The organism is Catellatospora sp. KI3, from assembly GCF_029948125.1.
In the GTDB taxonomy this organism is placed as follows: Bacteria; Actinomycetota; Actinomycetes; order Mycobacteriales; family Micromonosporaceae; genus Catellatospora.
In genome coordinates, this window is the sequence record NZ_JASAMB010000001.1 from 546,982 (window position 1) to 559,765 (window position 12,784).

General features: G+C 71.5%; 10 protein-coding genes. 7 read left to right on the plus strand and 3 right to left on the minus strand.

What is annotated here, in order from left to right; genetic code table 11:
• The first annotated feature begins 68 nt into the window (after window positions 1–68).
• Window positions 69–1,448, plus strand: a complete 1,380-nt coding sequence (locus QEZ54_RS02445; protein WP_281302768.1) for a VCBS repeat-containing protein — start codon at window positions 69–71, stop codon at window positions 1,446–1,448.
• A gap of 312 nt (window positions 1,449–1,760) precedes the next feature.
• On the opposite strand, the gene QEZ54_RS02450 is transcribed toward QEZ54_RS02445, so the two are convergent.
• Window positions 1,761–4,709, minus strand: coding sequence for a glycoside hydrolase family 48 protein (locus QEZ54_RS02450; RefSeq protein ID WP_281302769.1), 2,949 nt, complete (start codon window positions 4,707–4,709; stop codon window positions 1,761–1,763).
• A 376-nt stretch (window positions 4,710–5,085) separates the two neighbouring features.
• Here QEZ54_RS02450 and QEZ54_RS02455 point away from each other — a divergent pair, with 376 nt between their 5' ends.
• The 4 genes from QEZ54_RS02455 to QEZ54_RS02470 all read left to right on the plus strand — a co-directional run bounded on the left by QEZ54_RS02455 (window position 5,086) and on the right by QEZ54_RS02470 (window position 7,797).
• Window positions 5,086–5,919 (plus strand): aldo/keto reductase, encoded by an 834-nt coding sequence (locus tag QEZ54_RS02455; RefSeq protein WP_281302770.1) that lies wholly within the window; start codon window positions 5,086–5,088, stop codon window positions 5,917–5,919.
• Between the two features lie 80 nt (window positions 5,920–5,999).
• The gene (locus QEZ54_RS02460; RefSeq protein WP_281302771.1) at window positions 6,000–6,617 is read left to right on the plus strand and encodes a hypothetical protein; all 618 of its coding nucleotides are present in this window, start codon (window positions 6,000–6,002) and stop codon (window positions 6,615–6,617) included.
• Window positions 6,614–7,183 (plus strand): hypothetical protein, encoded by a 570-nt coding sequence (locus QEZ54_RS02465; protein ID WP_281302772.1) that lies wholly within the window; start codon window positions 6,614–6,616, stop codon window positions 7,181–7,183. The genes QEZ54_RS02460 and QEZ54_RS02465 overlap by 4 nt, the downstream gene beginning before the upstream one ends.
• Complete coding sequence (locus tag QEZ54_RS02470; RefSeq protein ID WP_281302773.1) at window positions 7,180–7,797, plus strand: hypothetical protein; 618 nt, start codon at window positions 7,180–7,182, stop codon at window positions 7,795–7,797. Before QEZ54_RS02465 ends, QEZ54_RS02470 begins: the two co-directional genes overlap by 4 nt.
• Here the strand turns inward: QEZ54_RS02470 and QEZ54_RS02475 are convergent.
• Together QEZ54_RS02475 and QEZ54_RS02480 are read right to left on the minus strand one after the other, a co-directional pair.
• A complete protein-coding gene (locus QEZ54_RS02475) occupies window positions 7,678–9,075 on the minus strand; it encodes a hypothetical protein (RefSeq protein WP_281302774.1) in 1,398 nt (465 codons plus the stop codon). The genes QEZ54_RS02470 and QEZ54_RS02475 overlap by 120 nt on opposite strands.
• Before the next feature lie 42 nt (window positions 9,076–9,117).
• Window positions 9,118–9,861 carry a TetR/AcrR family transcriptional regulator gene (locus tag QEZ54_RS02480; protein ID WP_281302775.1) on the minus strand — a complete coding sequence of 248 codons (744 nt, stop codon included), beginning with the start codon at window positions 9,859–9,861 and terminating at the stop codon, window positions 9,118–9,120.
• 127 nt (window positions 9,862–9,988) lie between these two features.
• On the opposite strand from QEZ54_RS02480, the gene QEZ54_RS02485 reads away from it, so the two are divergent.
• Window positions 9,989–11,554, plus strand: coding sequence for an MFS transporter (locus QEZ54_RS02485; protein ID WP_281302776.1), 1,566 nt, complete (start codon window positions 9,989–9,991; stop codon window positions 11,552–11,554).
• 97 nt (window positions 11,555–11,651) lie between these two features.
• Window positions 11,652–12,539, plus strand: a complete 888-nt coding sequence (locus QEZ54_RS02490) for a siderophore-interacting protein (RefSeq protein WP_281302777.1) — start codon at window positions 11,652–11,654, stop codon at window positions 12,537–12,539.
• The last annotated feature ends 245 nt before the right edge of the window (window positions 12,540–12,784 follow it).

Sequence of the window (12,784 nt, forward strand, 5' to 3'; positions counted from 1 at the left end):
AGTGAAGACGGCGTCCGCCGGGCGCCGCCGCGATGACTTGCACCCTCATACCGGATAAGGAAATTCGAATGCTCACCGACACCCCCATGCGCCGCCGGTTCGCCAGTGCGACGCTCGCTCTAGCGCTGGCCGCGGGCATCGGCGCCGGCGTCGGCGTCACCGCCGAGATGACCGGGACCGCGCAGGCGGCCCACGCCGCGTCCGTCAAGGGCGGCCCGATCACCCGGGGCGAGGTGATCGCCCGAGCCGAGTACTGGCTCGCCCACGCCGGCGAGATCACCTACAACCAGAGCGGATCGTTCCCGGACCCGCAGGGCGACAACTACCGCACCGACTGCACCGGCTACATCTCGATGGCGCTGCACCTCAGCGACCAGCCGTGGACGGGCAGCTTCCCCACCATGCCGTACGTGACCGAGATCAGCCGCAGCGCGCTGAAGCCCGGCGACTTCCTGATCACGCAGGACGGCCACGGCATCCTCTTCGGCAAGTGGGAGACGTCCACCAGCTTCGCCTACTACGCCTTCGGCTCCACCCCGGTGGACTACAACCCGGGCCACTCGTTCTCCGACTCCTCGCTCGACGGCCACCCCACCTCGGGGTACAAGGCGTACCGCTACGACAACATCATCGACGGCGGCAACCCGGGCGTCGACTTCAACGCCGACGGTCCGGCCGACTACCTCATCGTCAACCCCACCACCGGCGCCGTGACCGTCTGGATCAACAACGGCGGCAACAACCGCGGCGGCTGGACCAGCTACGGCCAGGTCGCGGCCGGTGTCGCCCCGGGCAGCCAGGTCCGGTTCGCCGACTTCAACGGCGACGGCAAGGCCGACTACCTCATCGTCAACCCGACCACCGGCGGCATCACCGCGTACATCAACAACGGCGGCGACGGCCGCGGCGGCTGGACCAGCTGGGGCGTCGTCGCCACCGGCGAGGCCCCCGGCAGCCAGATCCAGCTCGCCGACTTCAACGGCGACGGCAAGACCGACTACCTCATCGTCAACCCGACCACCGGCGCCGTGACCGCCTGGATCAACAACGGCGGCAACAACCGCGGCGGCTGGAGCGGCTACGGCCAGGTCGCGGCGGGCCTCGCCCCGGGCAGCCAGGTGCGGTTCGCCGACTTCAACGGCGACGGCAGGGCCGACTACCTCATCGTCGACCCGACCACCGGCGCGGTGACCGCCTGGATCAACAACGGCGGCGACGGCCGGGGCGGCTGGAGCAACTGGGGCGTAGTCGCCACCGGCGAGGCTCCGGGCAACCAGGTGCGGTTCTCGGACTTCAACGGCGACGGCAAGGCCGACTACCTCATCGTCGACCCGACCACCGGCGCCATCACCGCCTGGATCAACAACGGCGGCAACAACCGCGGCGGCTGGAGCGGCTGGGGCCTCGTCGCCACCGGCCTCGCCCCCGGCGACCAGGTCCACATCTGACCTGACCGCGAAGAACCCGGAGCGGTGCGGCCGTCCAGGCCGCACCGCTCCGGGCTGCTCCGGGCAGTTTCGGGGAGACTGCTGGAATCTTGGCGGGCATTCGCGCAATTTCCCCGAAACTGCAAGATCGACACCCGATCTACGCGCGATCGACGCGCGATCACATACGGATGCGGGGGTACGGGCCGAAGCCCGTACCCCCGCGTTCCCACCTGCGAGAGGGTCTGTCCGGTCCCGGCGGCCCGCCCGCCGGAGCAGGCTGCCGGGACCACGCCCGGCCGTCAGGCCGGGCTGTCCAACTCCCGGACGGCGTCAGCCGTTCGGGAAGAGCGCCGCGAAGTCGGCGAAGGCCATCGCCACGTCGCTCTGCGCCCAGAACCGGTGGTAGTTGAACGTCGGGGCCGACCCGCCGCTGAGGAAGGTCTGCACCTTCGACCAGTCGGCGTCCTGCTTGTACCAGGAGCGGATGTCGACGAACGACTTGCCGGCGGTGATGGTGTCACCGTTGGGCATGCGGCCGGTCCAGCCGGACGGCACGTAGATGCCCTGGCCGGTGGAGGCGTTGTACACGTCGTCGAACCGCGCGTAGTCCCCGCGGGTCTCGGCCGTCGACACGCCCTTGCTCTCGGCCTTGGCGTACAGCGCGTCGATGAGCGCCTTGCCGGTGGTCTTGGCCGAGGCGTTGCCCGACTTGGCGGCGTAGTACAGCAGCGCGCGGGCCAGCGAGGCCGTGACGCCGACGTCCTGGCCGGTGCTGGTCACCGTCACGTGCAGGCCGGTGTTGGTGGCCGGGCTGGCCGGGTTCCACGTGGTCGGCGCGCCGGACCAGGCCATCTCCGACGGGACGGCGAAGTTCGTGCCGCTGACCGTGGTGTTGGCGATCGCCCACGGCACCCACTTGTCCAGCAGGGCCTTGGCCTTGGCGTTGCCGGTGGCGTAGTACAGCTCGGCGATGCGGCCCATCGACCAGACCTGCATGCCGAACCACTGGTTCGACGGCGGGTCGTGGTAGACCGGCTTCTCGTCGTAGTACATGCCGTAGAAGGTCGGCGTGCCCGCCGGCGGCTGCGCGTACGAGCCGTTCCAGCTGTTGGTCGCACCGCCGGCGATGCCGCCCTCGGCCGACTGCAGCCACTGGTAGAACTCCAGCTGGCGGTTGAAGCTGTTGGTCCAGTCCGCGTTGGCGGTCGGCGACAGCGGCTTGAGGCCGTTGACGTTGGCCAGCGCGTACGCCGCGAGCGGGTTCTGGTAGCCGAAGTGGTTGTGGCTGGAGCCGATCCGCCACGACCACGCCGAGGTCAGACCGCCGCCCCAGGCGTAGTACCAGGACATCAGGTAGTGCATCGAGTCACGGCCGGTGCCGGCGGCACAGGTGGTGGCGCCGACGCAGTTGCCGATCTTCTTGAAGTACTTGTCGAACATGGCGTAGCGCAGGTAGTCGCCCATCTTCGACGCCTTGGCGAGGGTCGACGCGATCTGCGACTGCTTGCCCTGCTCGGTCGCCCAGGTCAGCGCCCAGTACGCGGCCTCGATGGCGCGCGCGTCGGCGTCGGGGGCGTTGGTGTACTTCCACTGCGCGGCCGGGGCGCTGGACTCCTTGACGAACAGGTCCAGGTAGCCGTTGGTGCCGCCGTAGTTGAGCTTGTCGCAGCTCGGCTGCGGGATGGTCTCCCACACCGACTCCTGCGGGCCCCGCTGGAAGGTGTTGATGTACGCCGGACGCGTGGTGCCGTCGCCGCAGCGGCCGAAGCCGTACTTGTTGTCGACGTCGAGCAGCCAGTGCATGCCGTAGATGGTGCCGCTGCCGTAGGTGCTCTGCAGCTCGCTGCGCAGCGGGTCGGCGCCGACGGGGACGCTCGGCTCCAGCTGCGACGGGTAGTTGGCCGGGGTGAGGTGCTCGGCCGCGTACTGCGGAGTGCCCGCCACGCCCGCGTTGGGCTGGTCGGCCGCCGACGGGATGATGTACTGCTCCATCACCGTCCAGGCCTGGTTGAACCGGGTCCAGTCCTGGGTGAAGCGGCCGTAGTAGGCCTCCAGCCACAGCCAGTAGCTGAACGCCTCGGACGTGGTCTCGTGACCGTAGTCGGGCGCCTCGACGATCAGCGTCTCGATCGAGTGGTACGGCACGCCCTCGGGCGAGAAGTACCCGTTCGCGACGTTCTTGATCTTGTTGTACTGCTCCAGGAACCGCTGCGTGTAGACGTTGACCTCGTCATCGGCCTCGGTCGCGGTGACCACGCCCGCGTCGTACCCGGTGGCACTGGCGGTGATGGTCGCGGTGCCGTTGGCGTTGTCGGCGTCCTGCGCGGCGGCCAGGGTGACCGTCTGCTCGGTGCCGAAGTTCGCCGGGGTGAACGTCAGCGCGGCACCGGTCGACACCGTCACGTCGGTGTCACCGGCGGTACGGGCCACGGCCACGGTCACGTTGGCCGCCGGCGCCGCCGACAGCTTCACCTTGAACGTGTTGGTGCCGCCCTCGGGGACGCTGACCGCGGCGGTGCTCGCCGCGTTCACCAGCACCTTCGGCGCGACGGAGGCGTCCACGACGACCGTGGTGTTCGCGGTCGCGCTGGCACCCTGGTTGTCGGTCGCCTTCGCCTGGAACACGTACGTGCCGACCGGCAGCGCCGAGACGTCCCACGTGTACGGCGCGGCGGTGTCCGAGCCCAGCAGCAGCCCGTCCCGGTAGAACTCGACCTTGGCCACCGAACCCGGAGCCGTGTCGGCCGCGTTCGCCGCGATCGTGAACGAGGCGGGCGCGGTGAAGTGGGTGTTGTTGGCCGGCGAGGTGATGCTCACCGTCGGGGCCGGGTTCGCACCCGTGCAAGGGGTGCCGTTGACGCTGAACGACGTCGGGCTGGAGTACGTGCCGCTCCAGCGGCCGTTGTAGCCGATGCCGGTGCTGCCGCCGGTGCCGATGCTGCCGTTGTAGTTCAGGTTGGTGCCGGTGACGTTCTGGCCCGACTGCGACCAGTTCGCCGACCAGCCCGGCAGGGTGACCGACTGGCCGGAGGGCAGCGCGTAGGTCAGCGTCCAGCTGCTCCATGCGTCGCCGAGGTTCTTCAAGGTGAGGTTGGCGGTGAAGCCGCCGGTGTTGGGGCCCTCGGTCCACGGGCTGGCGGTGTAGACGACCTCGCAGGCGACGGCGGCGTGCGCCGGGGTCGCGACGGCCAGGCCGCCCGCGACCACCACAGCGGCGGTGAGCACCGCGCTGGACCTGCGGAAGATTCTGTGGCGGGACCGCCGCAGAGCGTGCAACAAGATGAACTCCTCGCGGATACGCCGGGCAGCGCCCGGCGATGGAAACCTGCTGCCGCCGCAGTCCCTTGGGTGGACGGCGACGGTGTCGCTTCGGCCCGTCCGTGCCCTGACGTGCCGCTTCGCGCGACGCATGGCTCCCGGTCGCGAGTGCCCCCAGTCTTCCATGGGAGCGCTTCCATCGCAACCCCTCACTTCCTGAGGAAAGGAAGGGCCCCTTCTTATCGCATTACGTAGAGGAAGGGCCCCTTCTTAACGGCCGCCACGGCGGCGCCCGCGCACCCTGCAACTCCCTCCGGCGCCAGGTTGGGAAGGGACCCTTCTACTACGGAATGCGATAAGAAGGGGCCCTTCCTTACCCGGCTGGGAGGATGGGGGGATGACGGGTAACGAGGTGACGCTCAACAATGGCGTCAAGATGCCCCAGCTGGGGTTCGGCGTGTGGCAGGTCGAGGACGACGAGGCCGAGAAGGCGGTGGCCACCGCCCTGGAGGCCGGCTACCGCAGCATCGACACGGCGAAGATCTACTTCAACGAGGAGGGCACCGGCCGGGCGCTGCGCGGCAGCGGGCTGCCCCGCCAGGAGCTGTTCGTCACCACCAAGCTGTGGAACACCGACCACCGGTACGACGACGCGCTGCGCGCCTTCGACGACAGCCTGGACCGGCTCGGCCTGGACTACCTGGACCTCTACCTCATCCACTGGCCGGTGCCGTCGCAGGACCTGTTCACCGAGGCGTGGCGCGCGCTGGAGAAGATCCACGCCGACGGGCGGGCGCGCGCGATCGGCGTGTCCAATTTCACCGCCGAGGCGCTCACCCGGCTCGCCGAAGAGTTCGGCGTGGTGCCCGCCGTCAACCAGATCGAGCTGCACCCGTACCTGCCGCAGCGGCAGCTGCGCGAACTGCACGACAAGCTCGGCGTGCGCACCGAGGCGTGGAGCCCGCTCGGGCAGGGCAAGGCGCTGCTGGCCGAGCCGGTGCCGGCCCAGCTGGCCGCCAAGCACGGCAAGACCCCGGCGCAGGTGGTGCTGCGCTGGCACCTGCAACTGGGCAATGTGGTCATTCCGAAGTCGGTCACCCCGGCCCGGATCGCGGAGAACATCGACGTCTTCGACTTCGAGCTCGACGACGACGACCTGGCCGCGATCGCGACGCTCGACAACGGCGGCCGGATCGGGCCCGACCCGGCCACGTTCGCCTGGATGGGCTGAGCCGCAGGGCTTCCGGCGGCGGGCGTCCCACTTCGGACGCCCGCTGTCCGCGCCCGCGGCCGGTCAGTATGCTCGCCGCTGTGTCAGACATGGGGGGCGGGGTCGTCCGGCAGGTGCTCGGTGAGCTGCTGCAGACGGTCTTCCGCAAGGTCTACTACGTCATCGGCGCCGGGTTGGTGGCCGTGACCGGGGCGTTCGGCGGCCTCGACGCGGTGCCGCAGCCACCGGCGGCCGGGGAGCCGGTCGCCGTCGGCGAGGTCGTCGACTGCGGCCGCTGGACCGTCGCGGTGACCGACGTCAAGACGTTCACGCAGCTCGGCGACCTGCACCTGAAGCAGGACGGCAACCGCTGGCTCGTCGCCATCGCGAAAGTCACCGTCACCGCCGACAGGAGCATGGACAACCTCTACGCCATGCTGCGCCTGCCGGGGACCAAGGGCCTGACCACGGTCGAGCCGGACCGGATCATCCTGGCCCGCGACGGCAACCTCATCCGGCGCCTGCACCCGAGCATGACCGAGCGGGTCGCGTTCGTGTGGGAGCAGGCGGGCACCGAGCAGGCGCCGACGTCGCTGCCGGTGGGCGTGCTGTGCGAGACCCATGAGGACGACCCGGATCCCGGCATGCCGGAGTACGTGGCCGACACCGAGCCGACCGCCGCCGTCACGGTGCCCGTCGTGGCAGGAGCGACGAAGTGAGGAAGCTGCCGCACCGGCTGGGGACGCTCGCGCTCGTGGTGGTGACGCTGGCCGTCGGCGGGTACCTGCTGTGGCTGGACGAGAACTGGACCCAGGACCGGCCGTTCGAGACCGCGGGCGCGTTCGCCGAGCCGGTGCCCGGCCGCCTGTTCACCGCGACCGGCGTGCGCGTGCGCTGCGCCGCGAAACTCAAGCTCGGCGAGGCGATCCTGGACACCCAGGGGGTATGGGTCATCGCGAAGATCCGTGCCGTCGCCGCCGATCGCACGTCTCGCATCGGCTGGGCGGCGCTGCGCGACGGCAGGGGCCGCACCTTCCTCACCAGCGACCGGCTCCAGCAGTTCATGCTGAACCACCCGCTGCAGCCCGGCATCCCGGTCGAGGGCGAGATCGTCTTCGAGGTGCCTGCCGACGCCGCCGGCGACCTCACCCTGCTGCTGGCGAAGAACTCCCTCGAACAGGAGATGGACTCGATGATCGCCATCCCGCTGCCGATCTCCGACGTCAGCAAGGTGCTGTCCGACCCCACCCCGGCGCCGGTCTACCTGCCGAAGGCCGTCGCGTGAAGCGGGGCTGGTGGCGGCGCAACGCCTGGGGCCTGGTCGCGCTGGGCCCCGCGCTGGCCGCGATGGCCTTCGCCGCGCTGCTGCCCAACCTCGACCAGTGGCGCCGCCGCGAGCTGCCGGTCCTGTCCGCCGCGGCCGACGGCAGCGTCTCCATGGCCGGGGCGCGGGTCACGCTGGTGGAGCTGACCGAGGCGCAGCTGACGACGTACGGCGGCAAGCCTTTCGAGCTGCCGCACGGCGTCATGGCCTGGCGGGCCGTGCTCCGGCTGGAGTCGGCCGACCCCACCCGCAACGACTACTGCGAGATCGCGCTCGAGGACGCCGCGGGGCGGGTGTTCGAGACCGGCGCCGACGAGATCGACCGCGCCGACATCGGCTTCGCCACCTGCAAGGCCGACCCGAGCCCCGCGCCCGCGCTCACCCCGTCGGCAGCGCCCGGCACGGCCGCCGCGGTGCCCAGCCCCACCACGGGACCGGGCACCACCCCGGCCGGCTCAGGCGTGTACCAGACCGTCGCCTACTTCGCCACGCCGGTCGGCACCGAGGCCGTGGCCGTCCGGCTGCACTTCCCCTCCGACCCCTACCACGACTACCGGCTGACGCCGCAGGGCTGAGATCCGGTCCAGCCGCAGCACCCGGTCGACCGTCGCCGCGGCCAGGCCGATCTGCAGCGTCAGCACCACGGCGTCGTTGAAGGTGCCCAGCACCCAGGACAGCGGCATCCAGAACAGCGTGCGGTCCCCCGGACCGATGATCATGCGCTCCAGCGCGAACAGCCCGGTGCCGGCGAGCTGGAGTGCCACGAACAGCACGCAGTACAGCAGCACCGGCACGCGGCCGGTGGTGGCCAGCGTCCGCAGCACCCGCAGCAGCGGGCCGAGCGAGTCGCGGCCGTCTGCGGTGGCCGTGCGCGCGAACGAGCGCAGCGAACCGGGCACCCGCCGCCACCGGCGCACCGCCCCGGCCAGCGCCCGCCCCTTCAGCACGGTCACGCCGAGGTACTGGCCGTACACGACCGCCGCCATCGCCAACCAGGCGACAGGGGCGATGAGCACCGACTGGACGTCCATGACGAGGCCGCGGAGCACGTCGAAGGCCAGCAGCACCGGAGCCGGCAGGTACTCCTCGGGGTGGAAGGCCCAGTGGACCGACACCCGGCTCTCGGCGAAGTCGCGCAGCGGATACCCCACGTTGCGCAGGATGAGCAGGGCCACCGTGACCGAGGTGACCTCCAGGTAGGCGCGCACCATGCTCAGGCCGTGCCACAGCTCCTTGGCCCGCAGGCCGAGCAGCATGCGCAGCAGCAGCACCGCCACCAGGATGAGGAACAGCGTGCCCACGCGGTCGAACGGCAGCCGCTCCGCGATGTTGATCGCCTCGGGGTGGTACTCGAACGGGTCGGTGGGCGAGCTGGTGTACGCGTCGCCGTTGTTGAATATCTCGTCCCGGCCGACCTCGTACAGGTAGACGCGCTTGTCCTCGGCGAAGAAGCCGAAGTCGGTGTACACGACGGCGAAGGGCACGATCACGCTGGCCCAGTGCCGCAGCACCCGCCGCTTGCGGCCCGCCGGGCCGGACTCGTCGGTGAACCGCGACGGCAGCGAGACCGACACCGCGCGCAGCATCAGCACCACGGCCAGCGCCATCGGCACGGGCGTCATCAGGAAGACGAGCATGCCCGCGAAGCCGTTGACGTCGCTGAGCTGCACCGCGGCCCAGATCAGCGCGCGGCGCCCGGCCATCCCGGCGAAGATCAGCGCCAGCAGCACGGGCAGGTGCCTGGCCAGCAGGACGACGGTCGTGCCCAGCACCGCGAACAGGTGCCGCACCGACCAGACCAGGCCGTGCTTCGGGCGCTCGGCCGCCACGACCGCAGAGGGGTTGTCGGACACGCGAGCACGCTACCCGCTGTCGGGTCCGGACGGTGATCCCGGTCAGGCCTCGGCCGCTATGAGGATGCCCACGCCGTCGAGGATGCGCTCCAGCCCGAACACGAACTCCTCGGCCGGATCGTCGGCCTGCTCCAGCACCCCGGCCTCGACCACGCGCCCCAGGGCCGGGAAGCGGACCGGGTCGACCAGCACCCGCAGCATCCTGCCGTAGGCGGCGATCGCGTCGTCCAGTGAGGACGAAGCGGCGGCCGTGGCGGCGGCGATGTCGGCGGTCAGCATCGCCTCGTTGCGGACGTACCCGCTGAGCAGCAGCAGCACCGACATCTTCCGCGCCTCGGCGAGCCCGGTGCCGGCGAGGTAGCGCAGGCCCGCGTCGAGCCAGGCGAGCTGGTGCGGGGTCGCGGGCGGGCCGCTGATCGGCGCCTTCAGCGCCCAGGCGTTGTCGAGGTAGACCGTGCGCACCGCCCAGGCCCACGCGGTCAGGCCCGCGCGCCAGTCGAGTGCCGGGTCCAGCGGCGGCGGTTCGCCGATGCAGGCGTCGACCATGAGTTCGAGCAGCTCGTCCTTTGACCGCACGTACCGGTAGAGGGCCATGGTCGACACGCCCGCCTCGGCGGCGACCTTGGCCATCGACAGCGCGCCGATGCCCTCGGCCACGGCGACCCGGATGCCCGCGGCCACGATCAGTTCGACGCTCAGGCCCGGCTTCGGTCCCTTGCCCGGTCGCTCCCGCAACCCCCACGCCGCCGCGACGTTCGGCGGCAGTGCCGTGCTGTCCAGCTCCATAGTCCCTGCTCTTGCTCGGTGCGCGCACAACGCGCTTGACCGTCATCCTAGTACCGCGTATAACGTACACAGTAAAGCGTATGACATACACAGAAGCGCGTACCGTGTACGCAGAAGGTGGTCTCCCATGAGTCCCCAGATCGCCCCGCAGGCGGGCCGGCGCGAGTGGATCGGCCTGGCGGTGCTGCTGCTGCCGCTGCTGCTGGTCTCCATGGACGTGTCGGTGCTCTACTTCGCCGTCCCGTTCATCAGCCTCGACCTGCACCCCTCCGCCACCCAGCAGCTGTGGATCTTCGACATCTACGGCTTCGTGCTGGCCGGGCTGCTCATCACCATGGGCGCCCTCGGCGACCGGATCGGGCGGCGCAAGCTGCTGCTGATCGGCGCGATCGCGTTCGCGGCCACCTCCACCGCCGCGGCGTACGCGCACAGCGCCGAGGCCCTGATCGGGGCGCGCGCCCTGCTCGGCATCGGCGGCGCCACCCTGATGCCGTCCACCCTCGCCCTGGTCCGCAACATGTTCCAGCAGGAGAAGCAGCGGGCCACCGCGATCGCGATCTGGACCGCCGCCCTCACCTCCGGCGTGGCACTGGGCCCGATCCTGTCCGGGTTCCTGCTCGAGCACTTCTGGTGGGGCTCGGTCTTCCTGATCAACGTGCCGTTCATGGTGCTGCTGGTGGTGCTGGCCCCGGCGCTGGTGCCCGAGTCGAGGCAGACCCGGAGCGGCCGGTTCGACCTGCTCGGCTCGGTGCTGTCGCTCGGCGCGGTGCTGCCCGTGATCTGGGGCGTCAAGGAGATCGCGGCGCACGGCGCGCAGCCCAGGGCGCTGGCCGCGATCGGGGCCGGGCTGCTGCTGGCGGCGGGGTTCGTCTGGCGCCAGCGCGCCACCGCGTACCCGATGCTGGATCTGGCCCTGTTCCGGCGGCCCGCGTTCGGCGGCGCCATCGTCGTCAGCGTGCTCGCCATGTTCGGCCTGGTCGGCTTCGCCATCTTCACCACCCAGTTCCTGCAGTCGGTGCTGGACATGTCCCCGCTGAAGGCGGCGCTGTGGAGCCTGGCGCCGTCGCTGGTCGTCGGCGGTGCGGCACCGGCCGCGGCGGCGCTGGCCCAGCGCGGCGTGCGCAAGGCGTACCTGGTCTGCGCCGGGTTCCTGCTCGCGCTGGCCGGATTCGCCGCGTTCCAGCTGGTCCAGGCGGACTCGCCGCTGTGGCTGCTGCTGGTCGTGGCCATGTTCTACTCGACCGGCCTGGTCGTGGTGATGTCGCTGGGCACCGAGATGATCGTCGGCGCGGTCCCCGCGGAGCAGGCGGGCGCGGCCTCGGCCGTATCGGAGACCGGCACCGAGTTCGGCGGCGCACTGGGCATGGCCCTGCTGGGCAGCCTCGGCACCGCGGTCTACCGGCACGAGGTGCCGGTGCCGGCTGGGCTGGAGAGCGCGGCCGGCACCATCCGGGAGACCCTGGCCGGGGCCGCGGGCGTCGCGCACACCCTGCCCGGCCCGGCCGCGGCCGACCTGCTGCGCGGGGCCAAGGTGGCTTTCACCGCCGGCATGCACGCCGCCGCGCTGGGCGCGGTCGCGGTGATGGCCCTGGGTGCGGTGGTGGCGCTGATCGCGCTGCGCCGGGTCCCGGCGGTCCGGCCCGCGGCGGCCGCCGCCGAGGCCGAGCAGCCCGAACCGGTACCCACCGCTTGATCGACGAACAACATAGGCTAGCCTAACCTAAACCGCTGTCCCCGCCGGTTGAGCCATCGGCGGGGACAGCACTGCCCATCCCCCAGGAGGCTTCGGCATGCCGGCAACCCAGCCCTGGCGCTTCTTCACCGCCACCGTCACCCGGGTCGCCGAACTCAGCCCCTCCTTCCTGCGCCTGACGTTCACCGGCGCGGAGCTGGGCACCTTCGCCGACAACGGGTACGACCAGCGCATCAAGCTGGTGCTGCCGCTGCCCGGGATCGGACTGGCCGGACTGCCCACCGACGAGCACTGGTACACGGCCTGGCGCTCGCTGCCCGACGAGCGGCGCAACCCCATCCGCACCTACACCGCCCGCGCGGTACGGCCCGAGCTGCGCGAGGTCGATGTGGACGTCGCCCTGCACGGCGACACCGGGCCCGCCTCCCGGTGGGCGCGTGCCGCCAAGCCCGGCGACGAGATCGTGCTGCTCGGGCCGGACGCCACGTACCCCGGCGAGCACGGCGGCGTCGAGTTCCGGCCGCCCGCGCCCGGCACCCCCGTGCTGCTGGCCGGGGACGAGACCGCGGTGCCCGCGATCGCGGCCATCCTGGAGCGGCTGCCCGAGGAGACCGTCGGCGCGGCCGTGCTGGAGGTGCCGCACGCCGCCGACCAGCTCGGCATCGTCGCACCCGAGGGGGTACGGGTCGAGTGGCTGGCCCGCGACGGCGCCGCCCACGGGGCCCGGCTGATCCCCGCCGTGCAGGCGGCGGCCGCGCGGCTGGTGCCCGGATCGGCGAGCGCCGCCGAGATCGAGGACGTCGACGTCGACGCCGGGATCCTGTGGGAGGTCCCGGAGCAGGCGGGCAGCTCGGTCTACGCCTGGCTGGCCGGGGAGGCGGCGGTGATCCGCACACTGCGCCGCCACCTGGTCTCCGAGCTGGGCTTCGACCGCGGCTCGGTCGCCTTCATGGGCTACTGGCGCCACGGCCGCGCCGAGGGCTGACCTTCCCACCGGGCCCGCCCTGCCGCGCGCCGCCCCGCCGCGCCGCCCCGCCGCGCCTCCCGCGCCGCCTTGCCGCGCCGGACCGCCCCTCCCGCGCCGCGCCGCGCCACGCCGCCCGTCCGGCGCCCGGCTGCCCTCCCGCGCGTCGCTCCCGGCGCCGCGCGTCGCGCGCGCTCCTTCCGCCAAGATCGTCGTTTGCGGTCAGACGGCGCGGTTCAGCGCCATGATCTGACCTCGAATAACGA

Bases quoted from the DNA above. Each gene is read 5' to 3' on its own strand.
- QEZ54_RS02445 (WP_281302768.1), top strand. From the start codon at position 69: ATGCTCACCGACACCCCCATGCGCCGCCGGTTCGCCAGTGCGACGCTC.
- QEZ54_RS02455 (WP_281302770.1), top strand. From the start codon at position 5,086: ATGACGGGTAACGAGGTGACGCTCAACAATGGCGTCAAGATGCCCCAG.
- QEZ54_RS02480 (WP_281302775.1), bottom strand. From the start codon at position 9,861: ATGGAGCTGGACAGCACGGCACTGCCGCCGAACGTCGCGGCGGCGTGG.
- QEZ54_RS02485 (WP_281302776.1), top strand. From the start codon at position 9,989: ATGAGTCCCCAGATCGCCCCGCAGGCGGGCCGGCGCGAGTGGATCGGC.
- QEZ54_RS02490 (WP_281302777.1), top strand. From the start codon at position 11,652: ATGCCGGCAACCCAGCCCTGGCGCTTCTTCACCGCCACCGTCACCCGG.